Below are 23,995 nucleotides of genomic sequence, written 5' to 3'. Positions count from 1 at the left end.
GGAAGTCTCATGGGAAGGCCCTATAGCCCCTCTCGGTCAGAACGCCATGCAGCCGCGCGTCATGCGGCTCCAGCACCAGCCGCTCGACCTCCTGCCCCGCATAGGCGAACCCGACCCGCAGAGCCGCCGGCCGCTCCGCAAAGGTCCGGTCGTAATAACCGCCGCCCTGCCCCAGTCGCCCGCCAAACGCGTCGAAGGCCAGGAGCGGCGTCACGATCAGGTCGGGCGAAACCTCCGTCGCCCCCAACAGCGGCGCGGCGCACCCCGCCAGGTCGAGCGCCAGCGCCTCCCCCGGCGCCCAGGTCCGGAAAACCAGCGGCGCATCCCGCTGCACCACCACCGGAAGACACAACCGCCGCCCGCCCGCCACCAAGGCCAGCGCCAGCGCCTCCGTATCCAGCTCGCTCCCCGCCGCCCGATACAGCGCCGCCACGGCCCCATCCGGCAGCGCATGGGCATGCTCCGCCGCCCGCATTGCCGCCTGTGGATCAGCCTCCGCCAGCCGCCGCCGCAAAGCACGCGCCGCCCGCCGAAGTTCAGATTTGTCTGAAGAAGTCGCCACACCCCACCCTAGCGCATCCGCCCGGCAGGCGCGCGGCCGTCCCAGGCCGCGCAACGCTCAAGCAGCGACCCGGCGCGCGGGTCGCGATAGCGTCTTCAAAAAAGAAAGGGTTGGCGGCGCCGCGAGAGCCGTGAGAGTCGGTTTGATCCTCTCGAGCCTGGATAACCAGGTGGGCGCCATATACCCGGGCCCTCGAGCCCAGACAGGGACAGCTCCCTTCGAGTGAATTAAGGCCGCGAGGATATGTTGCCCTCGACGAGAGCCGCAGCAAGACCCGCCAAGAGGCAAGATAGGCTTGCGGAGTTCGAGCGACAAGCACCCCGTTCACCGCTGCAAGCTACAAATCGGTCAGCAGACAGCCGCTACCTACATGCGATACAATCGGACGCTGATTTTCTTCGCTCCCATGGATCAAAATCACGCTTTCTTTTCAATATGAACTGGCGACGCAGCCAAAAACGATTGCTGTTGAAATCTGCAATTTTCTAGCTAGGGTGGAGCTTTGGGGGAGGCGGAGCATGCCAGAGATAACGATCAACGCGCCTTCGAGCGTGGCGGAAGGTGGGTATGCCTTCATCACCGCTACCATTCACAACGTCTCATTCTTGAGCGCGACTATATCCTCGGCAATGTACGGGCGTCCTGACGGGCGAATTGATGACTTTTATAGCGGCGGAACATTGTCGATAGCCGGTGTATTCAGCCCTCCGCAGGATTACGTGATCGAGCTTGGCACCATCTATATCCAAGATAACTGGGAGATTGATTTTCCTGGCGTATTCACAGTCGCCATCAACGTGACAGGCCTTAATTTCTCAGATGGTTCAACAACGTCGATTGTGTCAGTCCCTATTATTGACAATGACCGCTCTGGAACATCCGGGAATGATCTGCTTCGCGGGGGCGATGGTAGAAATACGCTTGTCGGCCTAGCTGGGAATGACACCTTGCTTGGAGGCGCTGGGGGCGACAATCTCCACGGTGGAGCCGGCAACGACGTGATCAACGGCGGGTCAGGCGCTGACTACATGAGTGGAGGCTCGGGCAATGATACATACTGGATCGATGACTTAAATGATCGAGTGGTAGAAGCGGATGGCGAGGGAAGCGACACTGTTAACTCAAGCCTCAGCTTCACCTTGGGAGACAGCATCGAGAACTTGATCCTCGACGGCTCTGGCAACTTTGCGGGTACAGGCAATCGGCTTGCCAACAAAATCACCGGAAACGCGGGTGACAACATCCTGAGTGGTGCAGACGGGAATGACTCCCTCAGAGGGGGGGCGGGGTCTGACACTCTGAATGGCGGAAACGGGGATGACTTCCTCCGCGGAGAGCTGGGTGCCGACACCATGTTTGGCGGCATGGGAGATGACCGATATTACGTCTATAACGTCGGCGATCTCGTGACCGAGGCCTCGTCATCGGGTCGTGACTGGGTGTACAGCTCGATCAGCTGGACGCTGGGCGCCAACCTTGAAGCTCTGACGCTGACGGGCGACGATTGGATCAACGCCACCGGCAACTCCAAGGCCAACGCGATCTACGGTAACGCGGGGCGGAACGTGATTACCGGCGGTCGTGGGGCTGACGTCATGACGGGGAAGGCCTCGTCCGACACCTTTGTGTTCACCTCGATCTCGGACTCCACGCTGGGAGACTCCGACCGCATCACCGACCTGAACGATAACTCGGACAAGATCGATTTTCGCCAGATCGACGGCGATGTGAACACGGCGGGGGTGCAGGGCTTCACCATCGTGGACAGCTTCAGCGGCCACGCCGGAGAACTGGTGCTAAGCTACGACGCCTCGACCGACATCACCTCGCTGACCGTGGATGTGAACGGCGATGGCGTGGCCGACATGCTGGTGCGGCTGAACGGCGAGCATGAGAGCTTCGACCGCTTCCTGTTCGGGGGCGGCTGAACTTCAGATCGACTGAGCCAGCTTCTCCAGGCGGGCGGCGACGGCGTTCAGGGCCTCCGCCACGCCGTCGTTGCTGGGGCTGGCCGGGGCCGCTGGGGCGGCGGCGGGCGCCGCGCGTCCTCCCGCCTGCAGCCGCGCCTCGTGCAGTTCGTCGGCCAGGAGCAGCGCGCTCATTAGGAACAGGCGGATGTCGCCGACCTGCCCGACTTCGGACGCGACTTGGCGCACCTGTACGTCGAACTGCTTGGCCAGGATGCGGACGCGCTCTTCCTGGCCGTCGGCGCAGCCGACGGCGTAGGGCCGACCGTTGATCTCGACCGTCACCGTGGCCATCAGGCCTCCGTTTCTTGAACAGGGCGGTCGGCATCGGAGATCAGGCCGTCGATGACGCGCGACGCCTCGGCCAGCGCCCCGGCCGCCTCGCGCGCTGCGCGCTCCAGTTCGGCCACGCGTACGGTGTCGCCCGCGCCGGAGGGCACGGAGGCGAACAGGTCGTCGTCGGCCAGGCGCGGGGCGTCGGCCGGACGGGCTTTCAGCTCCAGCATCTTGCGCTCTACAGCGGCCAGGGCCTTGTCCACGCGCTGTCGCGCGGCGGTCGTCGCGTCGGACATGGGTCGCAACCTCCAGAATCCGTATAGAACGCGCCCGGCCGCCGGGGTAAAGCGGCGCCTTCCCGATTTTCGACCCATCCCGCATTTCGACGAGACCGCCCGTGACCGATGCCGCCGACGCCAAGGCCACCCCGAAACAGATGGCCGACGCCATCCGCGTCCTGGCCATGGACGGTGTGGAGAAGGCCCGCAGCGGCCACCCCGGCATGCCGATGGGCATGGCCGATGTCGCCACCGTCCTGTTCAGTCGTTTCCTGAAGTTCGACGCGTCGCGCCCCGACTGGGCCGACCGCGACCGCTTCATCCTGTCCGCCGGCCACGGCTCGATGCTGATCTACGCCCTGCTGCACCTGACCGGCTACAAGGCCGCGACCAAGGAAGAGCTGTCGAACTTCCGTCAGTGGGGCTCCAAGACCGCCGGCCACCCCGAGTACGGCCACATGCCAGGCGTCGAGATGACCACCGGCCCGCTGGGTCAGGGCCTCGCCACCTCGATCGGCTTTGCGATGGCCGAGCGTCACCTGGCCGCCCGCTTCGGCGATGATCTGGTCGATCACCGCACCTGGGTCGTCGCCGGTGACGGCTGCCTGATGGAAGGCGTCAGCCAGGAGGCCATCGCCCTGGCCGGCCGCTACAAGCTCAGCAAGCTGACCGTCCTGTGGGACGACAACGAGATCACCATCGACGGCAAGGTCAGCCTGTCCGACGCCACGGACCAGAAGGCGCGCTTCAAGGCGGCCGGCTGGGCCGTAAAGGCCATCGACGGCCACGACATGCACGCCATCCGCGCCGCCATGAAGTGGGCGGTGAAGCAGGACAAGCCCACGCTGATCGCCTGCAAGACCAAGATCGGTCGCGGCGCCGCCACCATGGAAGGCAGCCACAAGACCCATGGCGCGGCCCTGGGCGCCGCAGAGGTCGCCGCGACGCGTCTGGGCCTGTCGTGGACGCACGAACCCTTCGACCTGCCTGCGCCCATAGAGAAGGCCTGGGCCAAGGTCGGCAAGCGTGGCGCGAAAGACCGCAAGGCATGGGAGGCGCGTCTGGCCGCGTCCAAACAGGGCGCCGATTTCACCCGCGCCATGGCCGGCGACCTGCCTGCCGAGGCCTACAAGGCGCTGGACGCCAAGATCGCCGAACTGGTCGAGGCCAAGCCGGCCCAGGCCACGCGCCAGTCATCCGGCGCCGCGCTGGACGTTCTGTTCCCCGCCATCCCCGAGATGATCGGCGGCTCGGCCGACCTGACCGGTTCGAACAACACCTTCGTGGCCGGCACGCCCATCTATGATGCGCCCACCTATGAGGGCCGCTACATCAACTACGGCATCCGCGAGTTCGGCATGGCCGCCGCCATGAACGGCCTGGCCCTGCACGGCGGCGTCATCCCCTACGGCGGCACCTTCATGGTCTTCGCCGACTACAGCCGCCCGGCCATCCGCCTGGGCGCCCTCATGGGCGTGCGGGCCATCCACGTGCTGACGCACGACTCGATCGGCCTGGGCGAGGACGGCCCGACGCACCAGCCAGTCGAGCATCTGGCCAGCCTGCGCTCCATCCCCAACCTGCTGGTCTTCCGCCCGGCCGACACGATCGAGGCGATGGAGTGCTGGCAGGCGGCGCTGGATGCGAAGACCAGCCCTTCGGCCCTGGCCCTGTCGCGCCAGAAGACCCCGGCGGTCCGCACCACCGCCTCGACCGAGAACCTGTCGGCCAAGGGCGCCTATGAGCTGAAGGCCGCGTCGGGCGACGCCCGCGTCACCCTGTTCGGCACCGGCACCGAACTGGCCCTGGCCCTGTCGGCCGCCGAGACGCTGGAGGCACAAGGTATTCCGACGCGGGTCGTGTCGGTCCCCTGCTTCGAACTGTTCGAACGCCAGTCGCCCGCCTACCAGGCCTCGGTCATCGGCCGCGGCACGGTCCGCGTCGCCGTCGAGGCCGCGATCAAGCAGGGCTGGGAACGCTTCATCGGCGAGGACGGCGCCTTCATCGGCATGACCGGCTTCGGCGCCTCGGCCCCGGCTGAAGTCCTCTACGAGAAGTTCGGCATCACCGCCGACGCCATCCTGGATGAAGTGAAGGCGCGGCTGTAGCCGCCTCTCACGACCCCTGCGCAGACCGGCCGCGCCGAACAGCGGACGGCGTGGCTGGATTGCGCTAGAACGGACCGCATGACCCGCCTCATCGCCCCCGCACTCATCGCCCTGCTTCTCGCCGCCTGCGGTCAGGCGACCGCTCAGGATCCCGCCGGCCCCGCAGTCGAACTCGTCGCCAAGCCGCGGCTCTCGGCCGAGATCGAGGCGCTGCCCCGACTGAGCGGCGACGATGCGGCGACCGGGCGCATCAACGCCGAGTTGGACCGCATGGACGCCGCCGCGCTTCAGAACGCGGCCGGGTGTACCGCCGACGCCGAGGGCGGCCCCGGCGGCGGATGGACCCGCACCATCAGCCAGCCGATGACCGGCCCGGCCTACATCACCTTGCGCGAGCATCTGGAGACCTATTGCGGCGGTCCCTATCCGTCGACCAGCCAGAGCGCCATCACCTATGACCTGGCCGACGGCGGCCGCATCGACTGGGCCGCCGCCATCCCCGGCCTGTCCCTGACGCTCAATACCTTCGACGAAGCACCCGCCGACTATGTGCCGACCGTCGCATCCGCGGCGCTGGGCGCCTGGTACAGCCGCAAGAAGCTGTCCGATCCTGACGCGAACGCCGAATGCCAGGACGTGTACGCGCCAGACAGCCTGGCGGAACAGTCGTTCAGCATCTGGGCCGACGCCGAGAGCGGCGGCGTCAGCGTCGCGCCCGACTTCCCGCACGTAATTCAGGCCTGCGCCGAGACCGCCACCCTGACCCCCGCCGAACTGCGTGACCTCGACGCCAGGGCCGAGCTGGTCGCCGCGATCGAGACCGCCCATGCCGCCAGTCACTGGGCGCCCAAGGAGTAGATCGATGAAGCTCGGCACGCCCCTGTCCGACACCGCCGTTCGCGTCATGCTGCTGGGCTCCGGCGAGCTGGGCAAGGAGGTGGCCATCGAGCTTCAGCGCCTGGGCGCCGAGGTCATCGCGGTCGACCGCTATCCCAACGCGCCGGCCATGCAGGTGGCGCACCGCAGCCATGTCATCCCGATGACCGATCCGCAGGTGCTGAACGGCGTCATCCTGGCCGAGGCGCCGCACATCATAGTGCCGGAGATCGAGGCTATCGCCACCGAGGTTCTGGCCCAGATCGAGGCTGCCGGCCTAGCCACCGTCATCCCGACCGCGCGCGCCACCCAGCTGACCATGAACCGCGAAGGCATCCGCCGGCTGGCCGCCGAGGAGCTGGGTCTGCCAACCAGCCCCTACGCCTTCGCCGGCTCGGCCGCCGAACTGGCCGCCGCCGCTGACGAGATCGGCCTGCCCGTCTTCGTCAAGCCGGTGATGTCGTCGTCCGGCAAGGGCCAGTCCTTCGTCGAGGCGATGGAGGATGCGCCCAACGCCTGGGCCTACGCCCAGTCCGGCGGCCGGGTCGAGACCGCCCGCGTCATCGTCGAGGGGCGCATCGACTTCGACTATGAGATCACCCTGCTGACCGTCCGTTCGATCGGCGCCGACGGCCAGGTCCGCACCGACTTCTGCGACCCGATCGGCCATCGCCAGGTCAAGGGCGACTATGTCGAGAGCTGGCAGCCCCAGGCCATGAGCCCGATGGCCCTCAGCGCCGCCCAGGACATCGCCGGCCGCGTCACCGGATCGCTGGGCGGCCTGGGCCTCTTCGGCGTCGAGTTGTTCGTGAAGGGCGACCAGGTGTGGTTCTCGGAGGTTTCGCCGCGCCCGCACGACACCGGCCTGGTCACCTTGGCCAGCCAGACCTTCAGCGAGTTCGCCCTGCACGCCCGCGCCATCCTCGAACTGCCCGTCGATGTCACGCGCCGCGACATCGCCGCCAGCGCGGTCATCTATGGCGGCATGGACGCGGTGGGCATCGCCTTCGAGGGCGTCGCCGAGGCCCTGTCGGTGCCCGGTGCGGACCTGCGTCTGTTCGGCAAGCCGGAAGCCTTCGAACGCCGCCGCATGGGCGTCGCGACCGCGACGGGGGCCAGCGTCCAGGAAGCCCGCGAACGCGCGCGCGAAGCGGCGTCGAAGGTGAAGCCGGTTCGGGCCTAGGCGCGTTCAGGTCGCGTGCGCATCGCGACCTTCAACATCAACGGCGTCAACACCCGACTGCCCAACCTTCTGTCGTGGCTGAAGGACGCCCAGCCGGACGTCGTCTGCCTGCAGGAGTTGAAGGCGACGGACACTCAATTTCCCGCCGCCGCCATTCGCGACGCGGGCTACGAGGCGGTCTGGAAGGGCGAGCACCGCTGGAACGGCGTGGCCATCCTGTCGCGCCAGGGCCCGCCCGTCGTCACCCGCCGCGCCCTGCCCGGCGACCCAAGGGACGCCCAGAGCCGCTACATCGAGGCGGCCGTGAACGGCGTGCTGATCGGCTGCCTCTACCTGCCCAACGGCAATCCGCAACCGGGACCCAAGTTCGCCTACAAGCTGGCCTGGATGGAGCGCCTGATCGCTCACGCGGCGACGCTCCTCGACACCGACGCGCCCGTCGTCCTGGCCGGCGACTTCAATGTCGTGCCGACCGAGGCCGACATCTACAACAGCCGCTCCTGGAAGAAGAACGCCCTGCTCCAGCCCGAGAGCCGCGCCGCCTTCGCCCGCTTGCTGGACGCCGGCTGGTCGGACGCAGTGCGCGAGCGTTTCCCCGACGATCCGCCGCCCTGGACCTTCTGGCAATACTTCCGCCAGGCGTGGGAGCGCGACGCCGGCATGCGCATCGACCACCTGCTGCTGAACCCGAACGCGGCCGCCCGGCTGACGGACGCAGGCGTCGACAAGTCTGTGCGGGGCGAAGAAAAGGCCAGCGACCACGCGCCGACGTGGATCGAGCTGAGCCTTTAGCCTAGCCGACCTGCGCCAACTGCGGGGCCAGGATGGTCTCGCGCCAGGCGTTCGGCTGGGCCAGCAGGGCGCGCACCAGCTTGTTGTTGACCGCGTGGCCGGCGCGCACGCCCTCGTAGCGGCCCAGGATCGGCGCGCCGAGAACGTACAGGTCGCCGATGGCGTCCAAAGCCTTGTGGCGCACGAACTCGCGTTCCATCCGCAGGCCTTCGGGGTTCAGAATGTGGTCGCCGTCGATGACCACGGCGTTCTCCAGCGAGCCGCCGCGAGCCAGGCCGGCGCGGCGCAGCTCCTCGACCTCGTGGGCGAAGCCGAAGGTGCGGGCGGCCATGATCTCGCTGCGGAACGTCGCCTCGTCGACGACGAAGTCCACGACCTGGTTGCCGATGACCGGCGTGGGGAAGTCGATCTCGAACCGCATCTCATAGCGGTCGCACGGCAGCAGGGCAGCCGACTTGTCGCCGTCCACGACGCGGATCGGCTGCAGGATTTCGATGTAACGCAGGGGCGCTTCCTGACGACGGAAACCCGCACGGTCCAGAAGTTGAACGAACGGCAGGGCCGAGCCGTCCAGGATCGGCAGCTCAGGGCCATCCACCTCGACCACGGCGTTCGAGACGCCCAAGGCGCAGAAGGCGGCCATCAGATGCTCGATGGTCGACAGGCGAACGCCCGCCGCGTTCTCGATCATGGTGTTGAGGCGCGCGTCGATCACCGCCTCGCCCGAGACCGGGATGCGGTTGTCGCGGTCGGTGATGTCGGACCGCACGAAGGTGATGCCCGATCCCGACGACGCCGGACGCACGGACAGGCGCACGCGCTGTCCGGTGTGCACGCCGACGCCCGCGATGATCGCAGGGGCGACGACGGTCCGTTCGAGATGATCGAGACTCGGGGGCACGCAAAAAGTCCAAAGGCCAAGGGGCGGATTGCCCCTTGGCCTTTGATTAACCGTCTGCTCGCAAGTGCGATATGAAAGTCGGGTTTCGGATTGTTTCGTCCGAACCCGTCAGACGTCTGACCTAGTTGGCCAGCCGGCGCAGGAACGAGGGGATCTCGAGATCGTCCTCGGCGGCGTCCAGTTCGGCCTCGACCGGTGCGGCCGATTGCGTGGTGCGCATCTGAGGCTGCGGAGCCGAAGGCGCGGCCGGCCGCTTGCCGCGACCGAACAGGCTCCAGCCCGACCGGCGGTGGTCGCGATCGTCGTAGCCGTACCCGTCCTGAGCCGGCTCGGGCTCAGGCTCGCGGCGCGGGGCGTAGAGGTCGCCCTGCGCGGCGGCGCGGGTCGCCTCGGCCCGCGGCTCGTAGCGGGGTTCCGAAGCGGCGACGGCGGCCGGACGCGACTCATATTCTTCGACCCAGGGATCGACGATCGGCGGCAGACTGCGCTCGGGAGCGCGTTCTTCGGCCACATGGATGACCGGCTCCGGGCGCGGCGCGGGCGCCGGTTGCGGAGCGGCGATCGGCTGCTGAGCGGTTACTGGAGCCGCCGAAGCGGCGCGTTGAAAGGTGGGGACGACCGGCTCGGCCTGAGCGCGGGCCGCGGCGGTCGGGGCGGGCATGGTCGGCGTCGTCGGACGACGGGCGTCCAGCGGCGGCGCGGCCGGGGTCGGCTGGGCGCGGACGATGACTTCCTCGTCCATGCCGGTGGCGACCACCGAGACGCGGATCTTGCCTTCCAGCGCCGGATCGAAGGCGGCGCCGAAGATGATGTTGGCGTCGGCGTCCACCTCGGCCGAGATGGCGTTGGCCGCCTCGTCGACTTCCAGCAGGGTCATGTCCAGGCCGCCGGTGATGTTCACCAGCACGGCCTTGGCGCCCTTCAGGCTGGTTTCGTCCAGCAGCGGGTTGGCGATGGCGTTCTGGGCCGCCATCAGGGCGCGGTCGTCGCCCGCGGCCTCGCCGGTGCCCATCATCGCCTTGCCCATCTCGGACATGACGGCGCGGACGTCGGCGAAGTCCAGGTTGATCAGGCCCGGCAGGATCATCAGGTCGGTGATCGACCGCACGCCCGAGTGCAGCACTTGATCAGCCATGCCGAAGGCGTCGGCGAAGGTGGTCCGCTCGTTGGCGACGCGGAACAAGTTCTGGTTCGGAATGACGATCAGGGTGTCGACGTAGCGTTGAAGCTCGGCGATGCCCGAATCCGCCAGGCGCATGCGGTGACGGCCTTCGAAGGTGAAGGGCTTGGTCACGACGCCGACGGTCAGGATGCCGCGATCGCGCGCGCATTTGGCGATGATCGGCGCAGCGCCGGTGCCGGTGCCGCCGCCCATGCCGGCGGTGATGAAGACCATGTGCGCGCCGTCCAGGTGCGCATGGATCTCGTCGGCGCTCTCCTCGGCGGCGTTCATGCCGACTTCGGGGTGGGCGCCGGCGCCGAGGCCCTGGGTGATCGTCTCGCCCAGCTGGATGCGGCGATCGGTCTTGGCGAACGACAGGTGTTGCGCGTCAGTGTTGGCGACGACGAACTCCACGCCCTCGAGGCCGGCGTCGATCATGTTGTTGACGGCGTTGCCGCCGGCGCCGCCTACGCCGAATACGACGATCCTCGGCTTCAGTTCAGTGGCTTCAGGACGCACAAGCGAGAGAGACATATCGTTTTGACCTTCCGACCCTACCCGTTCCAGCCAATGCGAGGCCCCCGCCGATTCGCATTGGTTATGAGCGCGTTAAGGAAAGACCCAACACCGTTAAGGGAAGGTTACCGCCTAGCGTGAGTCGGCCGGCCGAATAGGCATTTCATTAACCTTGGCCGCAAAAAACCCGGCACAGTCTGAGATATCAGAGGTTGTCGCGCAGCCATCCGGCCACACGGCCCACCACGCTGCCCTGATGCACGCGGGGCGCATCGGCGGCCGTGATCTGGCGGCTCATCAACTTGCGGGCCGACACCGCTTCGCGCGGGCCATAGGCGGCGCGAAGCAGCACGCCGGCGTTGGCGCAGAAGGCCGGGCCCGAGGCGGCGTCCGCCATGTGCGGCGCGCGCTGCGGACGGCCCAGGCGCACCGGGCGATCGAACACCCGCACCGCCGCCTCGCGTACGCCGTTCAGCTGGCTGGCGCCGCCGGTCAGAACCAGGCCTGTGCCGGGCTCCAGCCCGACGCCGGCGGCCCGCAGGCGGTCGCGCACCAGCTCCAGGGTCTCCTCGACGCGCGGCGCGATAACGGTCTTCAGCATGGCGCGGGGCACCACGACCGGGCCGGCCGAGGCGTCCTCGCCGCGCGGCGGCGCCTCCAGCATCTCACGATCCTCGTTGGCGCTGGCCATGGCCGAGCCGTGCAAGGTCTTCAGGCGCTCGGCGCCCGCACGCGACGTCGACAGACCGCGCGCGATGTCGCTGGTGACGTGGTCGCCGCCGACGTTCAGGCTTTCGATGTGAAGCAGGCTGCGGTCGCCCCAGACGGCGGCCGACGTCGAGCCGGCGCCCATGTCGATGCAGGTGCAGCCCAGCTCCATCTCATCTTCTTCAAGCGCGGCCAGCGAGGCGGCGACCGGTGCGGCGACCACGCCCTGCAGGTCCAGATGCGCCAGCTCCAGGCAGTGGCCCAGGGCGGCGAAGGCGCTCTCGGCCATCGACACGACCAGCAGGTCCAGCCCCAGAGCGCCGCCGCGCATGGCGCGCGGATCGTGCACGCCGCGCGCGCCGTCCACCGACCAGGTGATGGGCAGGACATGGATGGGCCGGCGATGCGGCAGCTTGATCTGGGCCAGGGCCAGGGCGATGGCGCGCGCCAGATCGGCGTCACCGACCGGCGCGGCGCCCAGGGACACGGTGGCGCGGACGCGGTGGCTGGCCATCTGGCCGATGGCGGTGGTGACGACCACGCCGGTCACCGGGCTGCCGGCGGCGCGCTCGGCCCGCTCGACCGCATGGCCGATGGCCTGGGCGGCGTCGTCGATGCTGATGATCGCCCCCCCGCGCACGCCCTTGGACTGGACGTGGCTGGCCCCCGCCACGCGGATGGTGCGATCGGCCCGGCGCACGCCGTCCGGCTTCATGATGAAGCAGCTGACCTTGCCATGGCCCAGGTCCAGCGCCGCCGTCACCGGGGCCCGCTGGCCCGTCGGATCGAGCGCGCTCACGCCCGCAGTCTTGTCACGCACCATGCCCCACGAACCCCGATCAGACGCCGTCGCCGGGCAGCCGCAGGGCCACCTCTTCCGGCGTTCTCAGATCCACACGCGAAAAGCCAAGGTCGAGCAGACGCTCGCGCTGGTCCAGCGCATCCAGCTTGATCAGCGCCGCATCCTGGTCGAGCGCGGGCAGCTGGATCAGGGCCCCGTCCTTCAGACGCAGGTTCCAGCGACGCTCGTCGACACGGATCAGCGCGTCGACGCGGCTCATCAGGCGCGGCCGTTCGGCCAGCAGCGGCAGGATGGCGCCGGCGGCCTCGTCGGCCCCCTTGCCCACCACCAGAGGCAAGCCGGGATAGCGGCCAGCCTCGGCGCCGGTGATGACGCGGCCCTGGCCGTCGATGACGCGATTGACGCCGTCCAGCTGCCACACGGCCAGTCGGTCATGCTCGACGACGCGGACCAGCAGGGTGTCGGGCAGCATGCGCACCACCTGAACGTCCTTGACCCAGCCGACCGACTGAACCTGCGCCTGTACGGCGTGCAGGTCGATCGGCAGGATCGCTTGGCCGGACTGTAGCTGAAGCGCGTTTTCGATCGCCGGGCGGGCCTCGGCCGAGGCGCCCTCGATCTTGACGCGGCGCAGCCCGAAGCCGGCGCCGACGGTCATCCGGTCGATCGTGTGGCCGACGCCTTGGGACAGGCGCTCGCCACGCGCACCGGTGGCCATGACGCCGATCAGCAGGGCGACCCCGGCGGCCAGGCTGATGGCGACGGCGCGGGGCGACAGATCCAGCCGGCCGATCGCGGACACCTTGCCCGGCGTGGCAGGGGCGTTGCGGGCCTTGCCCCGCGCCGGGGCGCGGCGCGCGGAACCAACGGAACTCTGTCGCCGACCGCCGCGAACTACCGCGGGCATGAGGCGTCCTCCACCATCCACCGAACCAGGTCTTCGTACGCCAGTCCGGTATGGGCGGCCTGCTCGGGTGCGAGCGAGGTCGGGGTCATGCCCGGCTGGGTGTTGACTTCCAGAAGGACGAGAACGTCCTTAACATCGTCATAACGATAGTCGCTTCGGCTGACGCCCCGGCAGCCCAGAGCCGTGTGCGCCTGCTCCGAAAGCCTGAGACAGCGCTCGAAAATCAGCGGCGGCAGCTCGGCCGGAAGCTTGTGGACGGATCCACCCGGCGCGTACTTCGCCTCATAATCATAGAAGCCCTTCTTGGGCGTGATGTCGGTGACGGTCAGGGCGCGCGGGCCGCCCGCCTCGCCCAGCACGGTGACGCACAGCTCGCGCCCCGCGATATAGGGTTCGACCATGACCTCCTCGCCGTAGGTCCAGTCGTCCGCGCCGACGCCGGAGACCGGCGGATCGCCCGCCTTGACCAGGTAGACCCCGACGGACGAGCCCTCGGCGTTCGGCTTGATGACATAGGGCGGCGCAATCACGTGGCCGGCGGCCACGGCGCGCCGGTCGAACAGGCCGCCGCCGGGCACGGGCACGCCCGCCGCCTTCAGCACCGCCTTGCTCTTGTCCTTGTCCATCGTCAGGGCCGAGGCCAGGACGCCGGAGTGGGTGTAGGGGATCTGCAGGGTCTCCAGGATGCCCTGAACGCAGCCGTCCTCGCCCCATTCCCCGTGCAGGGCGTTCAGGACGACATCAGGCTTAAGCGCCGCCAGCACCTGGGCCAGATCGCGCCCGGCGTCCACGCGGCTGACCCTGGCGACCTGCCCTTCCAGAGCGTCGGCGCAGCCCTTGCCGGAGCTCAGCGAAACCTCCCGTTCCGATGACAGGCCGCCCAGCAGGACGGCGACGTGCAGGTCTGACAGCGGGCGGTCCATGGGGATCCGAAGGGTCTAGAGGGGTCGGCCGACCCTCTTGATCTCCCATTCGAGGTTTACGCCGAGTTTACCAAGCACATCGGCGCGCACCGCCTCGCCCAGGCCTTCGATGTCGGCGGCGGTGGCCTCGCCCGGGTTGATCATGAAATTGGAGTGCAGTTCCGAGAACTTGGCCCCGCCGCCGGTGACGGCGTGCAGCTTCCCGCGCCAGCCGGCCTCATCGACCAATTTCCACGACGAATGGCCCTGCGGGTTCTTGAAGGTCGAGCCGCCGGTCTTTTCGCGGATCGGCTGGGTCGTCTCGCGGCGGCTGGTGATCGCGTCGATGCGGGCCTGCACCGCCGCCGGTTCGTCGGCCGTGCCTTGGTAGGTCGCCTCGACCCAAAGAATGTCGGCCGGCGCCGCGGAATGGCGATAGGAGTAGCCGAAATCGGCCAGGGCGTAGTCCACGCGCTCGCCCGCCCGCGTCAGCCCCCAGGCCGAGACCAGCACGTCCTTGGTCTCCGAGCCATAGCAGCCGGCGTTCATCGTCAGGGCGCCGCCGATCGAGCCGGGAATGCCGGCGTAGAACTCCAGCCCGGCGATCCCCGCCTTGGCGGAGGCCCGCGCCACCATGCTGTCCAGCGCGCCCGACCCCGCCGTGATCGTCAGGCCGTCGGTCGACACCTGCCCCCAGGCGCGGCCGGCCAGCCGGATCACCACGCCCTCGACCCCGCCATCGCGCACGATGACGTTCGACCCCACGCCCAGCACCGTCACCGGCACGGCCGGGTCCAGCGCCTTCAGGAAGGCGGCCAGATCGTCCGCATCCGCCGGTATGAACAGCGCATCGGCCGCCCCGCCCACCCGGAACCAGGTGTAGGGGCCCAGAGGCTCGTCCCGCAGCAGCTTGCCGCGCACGTCGGGAAGGGTGTCTCGCCAGTCGCTCATGCCGCCGCGATGCCTGTTCGCCGGACGACGCGCAAGGCCTCTAGCGGTTCGGGTCCTGCCGCGGCCGGAAGTCGGGCCGGTTGACGGGCGAGTCCGGACTAGCGCCCGTGCGTTTCTCGGGCAGGCCGTCGCACAGCTTCAGCCAGGACAGCTTCGATTCCACGCCGAAATGTGACTGCACCGGCGCCGCCTCGGGCGTGTCCAGACTGCCGGTGGTCACCTCGATGGTGTCCTTGTGGTCGTAGTCAAAGCTCAACGGCGTGCCGCAGGCTGGACAGAAGCCGCGCTTCGACAGGCTGGAGCTGCGGAAATAGCTGGGCTGGCCACGGGTCCAGGTCAGCTGGTCTTTGCGCACACCCGACAGGGCCGCGAACACCCCGCCGGTCGCCCGCTTGCACATGTCGCAGTGGCAGAACTCGGTGTAGGGCTCAGCCGACAGCGCATATCGGATCGCTCCGCACTGACAGCCGCCGGTGAGCACAACGTCACTCATGGCTGAAGACTTTCTTTCGTCATCCCCCGGCGGAGCGAAGCGGAGACCGGGGGACAAGGCGGCGCCGAAGGCGATCGTTCGGCGGGCGCGCCCTCGACAGGTTCGCGCTCTCGCGCGCCGCTCGGTCCCCCGATCAAGTCGGGGGATGACGAAAGAAGGGCGAGCTTCACCCCAGCGCCTCAAGCTGCGCCGGCAGGGCGTAGGCCCAGCTGGTGATGTCGCCGGCGCCCAGCAGGACGACCAGATCGCCCTCCTTCGCCTCGTCCTTGATGACGCGCGGCAGGACGGCGGCGTTCTCCAGTGGATGGACCTGGCGATGGCCATAGCGGCGGATGCCCTCGACCAGGGCATGCTTGTCCACCCCCTCGATCGGCGCCTCGCCGGCCGGATAGACGTCCGCCACCAGCACGGCGTCGGCATCGGAGAAGGACGTCGAGAAGTCCTCCATCAGGTCGCGCAGCCGCGTGTAGCGGTGCGGCTGGACCACAGCGATGACCCGTCCGGCCGTCACCTGACGCGCGGCCTTCAGCACCGCCGCGATCTCCACCGGATGGTGCCCGTAGTCGTCGACGATGCGGACGCCGTGCGCCACGCCCGTGGTCGTGAAGCGCCGCTTCACCCCGCCGAACCCGGCCAGGCCCGCCTTGATAGCCTCGCCCGAGACGTCCATCTCATGCGCCACGGCGATGGCGGCCAGGGCGTTGGAGACATTGTGCCAACCGGCCATCGGCAGGTGCAGACCCTCGATCCGAACGGTCTCGCCATTCTGGATCACCACGTCGAAGCGGCAGCCATCCGCCGCCATGTCGCAGTTTTCGGCCCGCACCATGGCCTGCGGATTGACGCCGTAGGTCACCAGCCGCCGGTTATCGATCTGCGAGACCAGCCGCTGCACCTCCGGGTGGTCCAGACATACTGCGGCGAAGCCGTAGAAGGGGATATTCTCGACAAAATCGCAAAACGCCCGGCGCACCGCGTCGAAGTCGCCGTAGTGGTCTAGGTGCTCCGGATCGATGTTGGTGACGATCGCCACCGTCGATTTGAGCCGCAGGAAGCTGCCGTCGCTTTCGTCCGCCTCGACCACGATCCAGTCGCCGTCGCCGACCTTGGCGTTTGTGCCGTAGGCGTTGATGATGCCGCCGTTGACTACGGTCGGGTCCAGCCCGGCGGCGTCCAGCACGGCCGCGACCATCGAGGTCGTCGTCGTCTTGCCATGGGTGCCGCCCACCGCGATCGAGAACTGCAGCCGCATCAGCTCGGCCAGCATCTCGGCGCGCCGGACCAGGGGGATGCGGCGCGCGCGCGCGGCCTTCATCTCCGGATTGTCGGCCTTCACCGCCGTCGAATACACGACCGCCGAGACGCCCTCGGACACATGGGCCGCGTCGTGGCCGATGAAGACCTTGGCGCCCAGCTTTTCCAGCCGTTCCGTGTTGGCGCTGGCCTTGGCGTCGGAGCCCTGCACCGCATAGCCGATCTTGAGCATGATCTCGGCGATCCCGCTCATACCGATGCCGCCGATGCCGACGAAGTGGACGGGGCCGAGCTCGAACGGGACGGGACGCATGCGCTGGATCATCGCGGCGGCTTAGCAAGCGTCGCTGGCGATTGCACCTGTCTCGAAACGCCCCGAAACGCGCCGTCGAATGTCGGGCGCCCGACGCCCCGTACGATTTAAGGGCCTGACCGGCGCCAAATCGCCACAGCGACGGGAACAAGCGGATCGCGGCGCGTTACGCCGTCTCACCAGAAAGACGAACATGGCCAGCCGACCCACCTCCACGCCTGAAACCGGAAACGGCGGCGAGACGCATCAGACCGCCTCGGCGCCCGAGACGCGCCTGACCACAAACCACGGCGTCCCCGTCAGCGACAACCAGAACACCCTGTCGGCCGGCCCGCGCGGCCCGCACCTGCTGGAAGACTTCGTGCTTCGCGAGAAGATCCAGCATTTCGACCATGAGCGCATCCCCGAGCGGATCGTCCACGCGCGCGGCTCGGCCGCCCACGGCGTGTTCGAGCTGACCGACAGTCTGGCCGACTACACCTCCGCCAAGATCCTGACCGAGGTCGGGAAACAGACCGAGCTGTTCACCCGCTTCTCGACCGTCGCAGGCGGCGCCGGCTCGGTCGATACGCCTCGCGACGTGCGCGGCTTTGCGGTCAAGATGTACACGGTCGAGGGCAATTGGGACCTCGTCGGCAACAACATCCCGGTCTTCTTCATCCAGGACGCGATCAAGTTCCCCGACCTGATCCACTCGGTGAAGATGGAGGCGGATCGGGGCTATCCGCAGGCGGCCTCGGCCCACGACACCTTCTGGGATTTCATCGGCCTGATGCCCGAGAGCACCCACATGATCATGTGGGCGATGTCGGATCGCACCATCCCGCGTAGCTTGCGCATGATCGAGGGTTTCGGCGTCCACACCTTCCGCCTGATCAATGCGGCCGGCGAGGCGACGCTGGTGAAGTTCCACTGGCGGCCGCGCCTGGGGACGCAGTCGACCTGCTGGGACGAGGCGGTCAAGATCGCCGGCGCCGACCCGGACTTCCACCGCCGCGACCTGTTCGAGGCCATCGACGCGGGCGACTTCCCCGAGTGGGATCTGGCGGTCCAATTGCTGACGCAGGAGGAGGCCGACGCCCTGCCCTTCGACGTGCTGGATTCCACCAAGCTGATCCCTGAGGAGCTGCATCCGCTGCGCGTCATCGGCACGATGACGTTGAACCGGAACCCCGACAACTTCTTCGCCGAGACCGAGCAGGTGGCCTTCCTGCCCACCAACATCCCGCCGGGCATCGACTTCTCCGAAGACCCCCTGCTGCAGGGCCGGCTGTTCTCCTACCAGGACACCCAGCTGTCGCGTCTGGGCACGGTCAACTTCCACCAGATCCCGATCAACCAGGCCAAGGGCTGCCCCTTTCAGAACATGCAACGCGACGGCCAGATGCAGATGCAGGTCCCCAAGGGCCGCGCCAACTATGAGCCCAACAGCCTCTCGCAGGCGGGCGAGGACGGCGGCCCGCGCGAAGACCCCAAGGGCGGCTTCCGTTCGTTCGAACAGCCGGTCGAGGGAACGAAGGTCCGCATCCGCGCCGAGACCTTTGCCGACCATTATTCCCAGGCGCGCCTGTTCTTCCAAAGCCAGACAGAGCCGGAACAGGCCCACCTGGCCAGCGCCCTGGTGTTCGAACTGTCCAAGGTGACGCTGGACCACGTGCGCGATCGCGTGCTGGGCAATCTCCAGAACGTGGATGCAAGCCTGGCCCAGCGCGTGGCGGACGGTCTGAACGTCAAGCTTCCGGCCGCCAATGCGGCTGCGAGCGAGCCGTTTGATATGGACGCCTCGCCCGCCCTGCGCATCGTCGGCAAATACCCCGACACCCTGAAGGGCCGGGCGGTCGGCATCCTGGTCACCGACGGCGCGGACGGCGCGGTGGTCGAGGCGGTGAAGGCCGCGGCCGAGGCGGATGGCGCCATCGTCAAGATCGTCGCCCCCAAGATCGGCGGCGTCACCCTGAAGGGCGGCAAGAAGCTGAAGGCCGATGGCCAACTGGCCGGCACGCCCTCCGTCGTCTTCGACGCCGTGGCGCTGGTGCTGTCGGAAGCGGGTTGCGCCGAGCTGCTCAAGGAAAGCGCGGCGGTCGACTTCGCCGCCCACGCCTTCGCCCACCTGAAGGCCATCGGCCATACGCCGGAGGCTCAGCCCCTGCTGGACAAGGCGAACGTCGAGGCTGACGCGGGCGTGGTCGATCTTTCTGACGGCGCCGACGCCTGGTTGACCCCGGCCCGCACCCGTCAGTGGGATCGCGAGCCCAAGGTGCGCATGCTGGCCTGAACCTGTCGCCCGGCCCCGTTCGATCGGCGCCGGGCGCATTCTCATCTCCGACCTCGCCCGTCGGCTAACCCCGCCTTAACCGCAAAGATTCACCATACCGGCTTCCAATCTGAGGGCCGGGCGTGTGAGCGAATTCAAGACCGACGTCATTCTGCGGGGCGACTGCATCGAGCGGCTGAAGAGCCTGCCCGACGCCTGCGTCGACATGGTCTTCGCCGACCCGCCTTATAACCTTCAGCTGGGCGGCGACCTGCTGCGTCCCGACAACTCCAAGGTCGATGCGGTCGACGACGACTGGGACAAGTTCGACAGCTTCGCCGCCTACGACGCCTTCACCCGCGAATGGCTGACCGAATGCCGCCGGGTGCTGAAGCCGGAAGGCTCCATCTGGGTGATCGGCAGCTATCACAACGTCTTCCGCCTGGGCGCCGCGATCCAGGACCTGGGCTTCTGGGTGCTGAACGACATCATCTGGCGCAAGTCCAACCCGATGCCGAACTTCAAGGGCACCCGGTTCACCAACGCCCATGAGACCCTGATCTGGGCGGCCCGCTCGCGCGAGCAGAAGCGCTACACCTTCAACTACGACGCGCTGAAGGCCTTCAACGAAGACACCCAGATGCGGTCCGACTGGACCTTCGCCCTGTGCACCGGCGAGGAGCGGATCAAGGACGCCGAGGGCAAGAAGGCGCATCCGACCCAGAAGCCCGAGGCCCTGCTTCACCGCGTGCTGCTGTCGGCCACGCGGCCTGGCGACGTCGTGCTGGACCCCTTCTTCGGCACCGGCACCACCGGCGCGGCCGCCAAGCGTCTGGGCCGCCACTACATCGGCATCGAGCGCGACGAGACCTACGCCAACGTCGCCCAGACCCGCATCGCCGCCGTCGTTCCCGCCAATGCTGAAGACCTCGCCGTCATGGGATCCAAGCGTAACGAGCCCAAGGTGCCGTTCGGCGCCCTGGTCGAGGCGGGCCTGCTGCGTCCCGGCGATCGCCTGTATTGCCCCAAAGGCCATCGCGAGGCCCGCGTCCGCGCCGACGGCTCGCTGGTCTCGGGTGAGTTCACCGGCTCGATCCACAAGCTGGGCGCCCTGCTCGAGAACGCGCCAGCCTGCAACGGATGGACCTACTGGCGCTTCAAGACCGACCAGGGGTTCAAGTCCATCGACGCCCTGCGCTCGGAAATCCGCGCGACGATGTAGTGACCTTGGTACGCCAGCCGACAGACTTCAGCGAGTAAGCCGCCAAGATCGTTGAAATATTCCTGCCGCCGGCGGGAACTTCGCAGCTGCGAGATCATTGATCCATACGGCCCCGCTTGGGGGGTCGGAGCTCGCAAAACATGAAGATCGCCCAGGTCACTCCGCTTTACGAGGCCGTCCCTCCGAAGCTGTACGGCGGCACGGAACGGGTCGTCGCCCACCTGACGGACGCCCTGGTCGATCTGGGTCACGAGGTCACCCTGTTCGCCAGCGCCGACGCCCAGACGAAGGCGCGTCTCGTGCCGGTGCGCGATCAGGCGATCCGGCTGGACCCTGCGCCGCTGAAGTCCGACCTGGCCGCGCACATGTCCATGCTGGGCGAAGTGCTGGACCGGGCCGACGACTTCGACATCATCCACTTCCACACCGACATGATCCACTTCCCGCTGTTCAGGCAGGTCGCGGACAAGACGCTGACCACCCTGCACGGCCGGCTGGACATGAAAGACCTGGCCCCGGTCTACAAGCGTTGGGGCGAGTTCGGCCTGATCTCGATTTCGGACGATCAGCGCAAGCCGCTCAGCTTCGCGAACTGGAAGGCCACCGTGCATCACGGCATGCCGGCCGAGCAGTACAAGTTCCACGCCAAGTCGGATGGCTACCTGGCGTTCCTGGGCCGCATCTCGCCCGAGAAGCGCCCCGACCGCGCCATCGAGATCGCCACAAAGCTGGGCCGGCGCCTGAAGATGGCCGCGAAGGTCGACGCCGCCGACAAGCTGTACTGGGAAGAAACCATCAAGCCGCTGGTCGACGGCAACCCCCTGATCGAGTTCATCGGCGAGATCGGCGACCACCAAAAGTCGGATTTCCTGGGCGGCGCCGACGCCCTGCTGTTCCCCATCGACTGGCCCGAGCCCTTCGGCCTGGTGATGATCGAGGCGATGGCCTGCGGCACGCCGGTCGTCGCCTTCCGCTGCGGCTCGACGACGGAAGTCATCGAGGACGGCGCCACGGGCTTCCTGGTCGACACGATGGAGCAGGCCATCGCGGCCGCCGATCGCGTGCACCTGCTGGACCGCGAGGCGGTGCGGGCTCGATTCGAACTGCGCTTCTCGGCCACGGCGATGGCGCGCCGGTATGTGGACGTCTACGGCGACCTCCTGGCCAAGCGCCCGTTCGCCGAAAAGCCGCTGGTGGACGTGGTCACGCCGCTGCGTCCGCTGGAAGAACGGTCGTTCGCGATCGCCGGCTGATCGGCGCGAGATAGCGCCAGAGTTCCAGGCGGCGGCGAAACCTCTTCGCCGCCGCCTCATTATGTCAGCAAGCGGCCACTAAGCGTCCGCAATCGGGTGAAACGCTCCGGGACGACAGCGCCCCCAACTTGGGCTTAGAGAGGTCGGATGGACGACGCCTATTCCGTATCGGTTTCCGCATCAGAACTGACCGAGACCGGCGGTCTGGATCAGCTGATGACGCTGAAGTCCGACGACCTGTTCATGGTTGCGGACACATGGGGCGACCTGAAGGGCGGGGCCGACGGCCTGTTCGTCCACGACACACGCGTCCTGTCCCGGTTTGTCATGAGCGTGGGTCTGGCCAAGCCGTCGAAGCTCAGCTCCGGCGTGTCGCAGGATAACGTCTTCTTCTCCTGCCACACGACCAATCGGCCGCTGCCGCCGATGGGTGGCCGGTCGGCCCCGGCGGGGGTGCTGCACATCGAACGACGCCGCTTTCTCTGGGATCGGCGAATGTTCGAGCGGGTGCGCATGGTCAACCACGGAGTGGAGGACATTCTGCTGCCGCTGGCCTTCGACTTCGGGGCCGACTTCGCCGACATCTTCCAGGTGCGCGGTACCCCCCGGGCCAAACGCGGCAAGTCCGACGCGCCGACGCACGACGGCCGCCGCGTGAACTTTAGGTACGAGGGCTTGGACGGCGTCACCCGCTCCAGCTGCCTGGCCTTCTCCGAGCCGCCCGCGCGCCTGACGGGCCAGCGCGCCGAGTTCATGTTCAGCCTGCCCAAGGGCCGTTCGATGGACCTGTTCATCGAATGCGGCGTCGATGCCTGCGATACGCCTGACGCCCACCGCTTCAGGGTCAACGCCGTGGCGGCGCGACTGGCGATGCGCGTCAAGCGGCGCCGCGGCGCATCGGTGCGCGGCCCCCGCAGTCCGCGCTTCAACGACTGGCTGGACCAGTCGCGAGCCGACGTCGCCCTGCTGACGACCGACCTGCCGACCGGCCCCTATCCCTACGCCGGCATTCCCTGGTTCTCGACCCCGTTTGGCCGCGACGGCATCATCACGGCCTGGCAGATGCTGTGGCTCGATCCATCGCTCGCGCGCGGTGTTCTGACCTACCTGGCGGCGCGACAGGCGACGGAAGTCTCCGCCTTCCAGGACAGCGCCCCCGGCAAGATCATGCACGAGACGCGAGGCGGCGAGATGAGCGCGCTGGGTGAAGTGCCCTTCCATCTCTACTACGGCGGCGTCGATACGACCTGCCTGTTCGTCGCCCTGGCCGGCGCCTACGCCCGACGCACGGGCGATCTGGAGACGATCAAACGGCTGTGGCCCCACCTGATCGCGGCGACCGGCTGGATGCGGGACTACGGGGACGCAAACGGCGACGGCTTCATCAGCTATCAGCGGGGCGCCGACACCGGCCTGTCGAATCAGGGCTGGAAGGATAGCGAAGACAGTATCTTCCATTCCGACGGCCGCTTCCCCAAGGGACCGATCGCCCTTCTGGAAGTTCAGGGCTATGCCTACGCGGCCTGGAAGGCGATGGCCGATCTGGGCGCCGCGCTGAAGGATGAACGCGCCGACGAATGGCTGGCGAAGGCCGAGTCGACCCGCCGACTGGTCGAGGAGCGTTACTGGATGGATGACGAGGGCTTCTACGCCGTCGCCCTGGACGGCGACGGCCAGCAGTGCCGCGCCATCGCCTCCAACGCCGGCCACCTGCTGTTCACCGGCCTGCCCTCGCGCGAGCGGGCGGAGAAGGTCACACGCCGCTTGCTGAGCCACGAGTTTCGATCGGGCTGGGGCGTGCGGACTTTGGCGACCGGCCAGCCGCGCTTCAATCCGATGAGCTACCACAACGGCTCGGTCTGGCCGCACGACACGGCGCTGGGCGCCGCCGGCATGGCTCAGTACGGCGAACGCGAGGCCGTGGCGCTGCTGCTGGGCGAAATCTACGGCGCGGCGTCCCATTTCCAGATGCGCCTGCCCGAGCTGTTCTGCGGCTTCAAACGCGAAGCAGGCGAACCGCCGATCGCCTATCCCGTCGCCTGCCTGCCCCAGGCCTGGGCGGCCGGGTCGGTCTTCCTGATGCTTCAGGCCTCGCTGGGCGTCAGCATCGACGCGATTGAAAAGCGGGTCGATATCTCGTCGCCTCACCTGCCCAACGGCATCGACCGCCTGAACGTCACCAACCTTCAGATCGGCGACGCGCATCTGGACCTCGTCTTCCAGCGCGTGGACAACCACGTCGTGGTCACGCCCAGCAACAAGCGCGGCGAGGTTCAGGTTCGGACGTTGCGTTAATCGGCATCCTATTCGGGCAA

General features: G+C 67.9%; 20 protein-coding genes and 1 other RNA gene. 9 read left to right on the top strand and 12 right to left on the bottom strand.

The genetic code is table 11. From position 1 onward, the window contains the following. Window positions 1-7: 7 nt before the first annotated feature. Together ASG17_RS05445 and ssrS are read right to left on the bottom strand one after the other, a co-directional pair. Window positions 8-562 (bottom strand): 5-formyltetrahydrofolate cyclo-ligase, encoded by a 555-nt coding sequence (locus tag ASG17_RS05445; protein WP_056100251.1) that lies wholly within the window; start codon window positions 560-562, stop codon window positions 8-10. A 112-nt stretch (window positions 563-674) separates the two neighbouring features. After that, a non-coding RNA gene (ssrS, locus tag ASG17_RS15140) (6S RNA) lies at window positions 675-836 on the bottom strand. Between the two features lie 244 nt (window positions 837-1,080). Between ssrS and ASG17_RS15135 the strand changes: the two genes are divergently transcribed. Continuing rightward, entirely contained in the window at window positions 1,081-2,490 is a 1,410-nt protein-coding gene (locus ASG17_RS15135) for a calcium-binding protein (protein ID WP_082496131.1), read from the top strand. A 3-nt stretch (window positions 2,491-2,493) separates the two neighbouring features. Here the strand turns inward: ASG17_RS15135 and ASG17_RS05435 are convergent, their stop codons facing one another. Next, window positions 2,494-2,823: a cell division protein ZapA gene (locus ASG17_RS05435; protein WP_056100245.1), complete on the bottom strand. Its 330-nt coding sequence runs from the start codon at window positions 2,821-2,823 to the stop codon at window positions 2,494-2,496. Then, window positions 2,823-3,101, bottom strand: a complete 279-nt coding sequence (locus ASG17_RS05430) for a hypothetical protein (RefSeq protein WP_056100242.1) — start codon at window positions 3,099-3,101, stop codon at window positions 2,823-2,825. The genes ASG17_RS05435 and ASG17_RS05430 overlap by 1 nt, the downstream gene beginning before the upstream one ends. Window positions 3,102-3,241: 140 nt before the next feature. Here ASG17_RS05430 and tkt point away from each other — a divergent pair, with 140 nt between their 5' ends. The 4 genes from tkt (at window position 3,242) to ASG17_RS05410 (ending at window position 8,042) form a co-directional block, all read left to right on the top strand. Continuing rightward, window positions 3,242-5,191: a transketolase gene (gene tkt / locus ASG17_RS05425; RefSeq protein ID WP_056103128.1), complete on the top strand. Its 1,950-nt coding sequence runs from the start codon at window positions 3,242-3,244 to the stop codon at window positions 5,189-5,191. Window positions 5,192-5,269: 78 nt separating this feature from the next. Beyond that, window positions 5,270-6,049: a hypothetical protein gene (locus tag ASG17_RS05420; protein WP_056100239.1), complete on the top strand. Its 780-nt coding sequence runs from the start codon at window positions 5,270-5,272 to the stop codon at window positions 6,047-6,049. A gap of 4 nt (window positions 6,050-6,053) precedes the next feature. Continuing rightward, the gene (gene purT / locus ASG17_RS05415) at window positions 6,054-7,250 is read left to right on the top strand and encodes a formate-dependent phosphoribosylglycinamide formyltransferase (protein WP_056100236.1); all 1,197 of its coding nucleotides are present in this window, start codon (window positions 6,054-6,056) and stop codon (window positions 7,248-7,250) included. A 15-nt stretch (window positions 7,251-7,265) separates the two neighbouring features. Continuing rightward, complete coding sequence (locus ASG17_RS05410) at window positions 7,266-8,042, top strand: exodeoxyribonuclease III (protein WP_056100231.1); 777 nt, start codon at window positions 7,266-7,268, stop codon at window positions 8,040-8,042. A 1-nt stretch (window position 8,043) separates the two neighbouring features. Here ASG17_RS05410 and lpxC read toward each other — a convergent pair whose 3' ends face one another. From lpxC to murC, 8 genes are all read right to left on the bottom strand, one after another. Next, on the bottom strand, window positions 8,044-8,943 hold the full coding sequence (lpxC, locus tag ASG17_RS05405) for a UDP-3-O-acyl-N-acetylglucosamine deacetylase (RefSeq protein WP_056100229.1): 900 nt from the start codon (window positions 8,941-8,943) through the stop codon (window positions 8,044-8,046). A gap of 121 nt (window positions 8,944-9,064) precedes the next feature. Continuing rightward, window positions 9,065-10,639, bottom strand: coding sequence for a cell division protein FtsZ (gene ftsZ, locus ASG17_RS05400; protein ID WP_056100226.1), 1,575 nt, complete (start codon window positions 10,637-10,639; stop codon window positions 9,065-9,067). Between the two features lie 187 nt (window positions 10,640-10,826). After that, window positions 10,827-12,152 (bottom strand): cell division protein FtsA, encoded by a 1,326-nt coding sequence (gene ftsA / locus ASG17_RS05395; protein WP_056100223.1) that lies wholly within the window; start codon window positions 12,150-12,152, stop codon window positions 10,827-10,829. A 16-nt stretch (window positions 12,153-12,168) separates the two neighbouring features. After that, window positions 12,169-13,038: a cell division protein FtsQ/DivIB gene (locus tag ASG17_RS05390; RefSeq protein WP_056100221.1), complete on the bottom strand. Its 870-nt coding sequence runs from the start codon at window positions 13,036-13,038 to the stop codon at window positions 12,169-12,171. Next, window positions 13,026-13,961, bottom strand: coding sequence for a D-alanine--D-alanine ligase (locus ASG17_RS05385; RefSeq protein WP_056100218.1), 936 nt, complete (start codon window positions 13,959-13,961; stop codon window positions 13,026-13,028). The genes ASG17_RS05390 and ASG17_RS05385 overlap by 13 nt, the downstream gene beginning before the upstream one ends. A 15-nt stretch (window positions 13,962-13,976) precedes the next feature. Next, window positions 13,977-14,891 (bottom strand): UDP-N-acetylmuramate dehydrogenase, encoded by a 915-nt coding sequence (gene murB, locus ASG17_RS05380; protein ID WP_056100215.1) that lies wholly within the window; start codon window positions 14,889-14,891, stop codon window positions 13,977-13,979. A 40-nt stretch (window positions 14,892-14,931) separates the two neighbouring features. Next, window positions 14,932-15,384, bottom strand: a complete 453-nt coding sequence (locus ASG17_RS05375; protein ID WP_056100212.1) for a GFA family protein — start codon at window positions 15,382-15,384, stop codon at window positions 14,932-14,934. Between the two features lie 166 nt (window positions 15,385-15,550). Beyond that, entirely contained in the window at window positions 15,551-16,963 is a 1,413-nt protein-coding gene (gene murC, locus ASG17_RS05370) for a UDP-N-acetylmuramate--L-alanine ligase (RefSeq protein WP_056100209.1), read from the bottom strand. Window positions 16,964-17,144: 181 nt separating this feature from the next. Here murC and ASG17_RS05365 point away from each other — a divergent pair, with 181 nt between their 5' ends. The 4 genes from ASG17_RS05365 to ASG17_RS05350 all read left to right on the top strand — a co-directional run bounded on the left by ASG17_RS05365 (window position 17,145) and on the right by ASG17_RS05350 (window position 23,975). Next, window positions 17,145-19,226, top strand: a complete 2,082-nt coding sequence (locus ASG17_RS05365) for a catalase (protein WP_056100206.1) — start codon at window positions 17,145-17,147, stop codon at window positions 19,224-19,226. A 124-nt stretch (window positions 19,227-19,350) separates the two neighbouring features. Continuing rightward, a complete protein-coding gene (locus ASG17_RS05360; protein WP_056100203.1) occupies window positions 19,351-20,427 on the top strand; it encodes a site-specific DNA-methyltransferase in 1,077 nt (358 codons plus the stop codon). A gap of 140 nt (window positions 20,428-20,567) precedes the next feature. Next, window positions 20,568-21,680 carry a glycosyltransferase family 4 protein gene (locus ASG17_RS05355; RefSeq protein ID WP_056100201.1) on the top strand — a complete coding sequence of 371 codons (1,113 nt, stop codon included), beginning with the start codon at window positions 20,568-20,570 and terminating at the stop codon, window positions 21,678-21,680. A gap of 147 nt (window positions 21,681-21,827) precedes the next feature. After that, entirely contained in the window at window positions 21,828-23,975 is a 2,148-nt protein-coding gene (locus ASG17_RS05350; protein ID WP_056100198.1) for an amylo-alpha-1,6-glucosidase, read from the top strand. The last annotated feature ends 20 nt before the right edge of the window (window positions 23,976-23,995 follow it).

The organism is Brevundimonas sp. Leaf363, from assembly GCF_001424025.1.
GTDB lineage: Bacteria > Pseudomonadota > Alphaproteobacteria > Caulobacterales > Caulobacteraceae > Brevundimonas.
Note: the sequence above shows the minus strand (reverse complement) of the source record. Positions and strands in the feature narration are given on the sequence as shown.

Coding starts and splice junctions, on each gene's coding strand:
- ASG17_RS15135 (WP_082496131.1), top strand. CDS start 1,081: ATGCCAGAGATAACGATCAACGCGCCTTCGAGCGTGGCGGAAGGTGGG.
- ASG17_RS05435 (WP_056100245.1), bottom strand. CDS start 2,823: ATGGCCACGGTGACGGTCGAGATCAACGGTCGGCCCTACGCCGTCGGC.
- ASG17_RS05430 (WP_056100242.1), bottom strand. CDS start 3,101: ATGTCCGACGCGACGACCGCCGCGCGACAGCGCGTGGACAAGGCCCTG.
- tkt (WP_056103128.1), top strand. CDS start 3,242: ATGGCCGACGCCATCCGCGTCCTGGCCATGGACGGTGTGGAGAAGGCC.
- ASG17_RS05420 (WP_056100239.1), top strand. CDS start 5,270: ATGACCCGCCTCATCGCCCCCGCACTCATCGCCCTGCTTCTCGCCGCC.
- purT (WP_056100236.1), top strand. CDS start 6,054: ATGAAGCTCGGCACGCCCCTGTCCGACACCGCCGTTCGCGTCATGCTG.
- ftsZ (WP_056100226.1), bottom strand. CDS start 10,639: ATGTCTCTCTCGCTTGTGCGTCCTGAAGCCACTGAACTGAAGCCGAGG.
- ftsA (WP_056100223.1), bottom strand. CDS start 12,152: ATGGTGCGTGACAAGACTGCGGGCGTGAGCGCGCTCGATCCGACGGGC.
- ASG17_RS05390 (WP_056100221.1), bottom strand. CDS start 13,038: ATGCCCGCGGTAGTTCGCGGCGGTCGGCGACAGAGTTCCGTTGGTTCC.
- ASG17_RS05385 (WP_056100218.1), bottom strand. CDS start 13,961: ATGGACCGCCCGCTGTCAGACCTGCACGTCGCCGTCCTGCTGGGCGGC.
- murB (WP_056100215.1), bottom strand. CDS start 14,891: ATGAGCGACTGGCGAGACACCCTTCCCGACGTGCGCGGCAAGCTGCTG.
- ASG17_RS05375 (WP_056100212.1), bottom strand. CDS start 15,384: ATGAGTGACGTTGTGCTCACCGGCGGCTGTCAGTGCGGAGCGATCCGA.
- murC (WP_056100209.1), bottom strand. CDS start 16,963: ATGATCCAGCGCATGCGTCCCGTCCCGTTCGAGCTCGGCCCCGTCCAC.
- ASG17_RS05365 (WP_056100206.1), top strand. CDS start 17,145: ATGGCCAGCCGACCCACCTCCACGCCTGAAACCGGAAACGGCGGCGAG.
- ASG17_RS05355 (WP_056100201.1), top strand. CDS start 20,568: ATGAAGATCGCCCAGGTCACTCCGCTTTACGAGGCCGTCCCTCCGAAG.
- ASG17_RS05350 (WP_056100198.1), top strand. CDS start 21,828: ATGGACGACGCCTATTCCGTATCGGTTTCCGCATCAGAACTGACCGAG.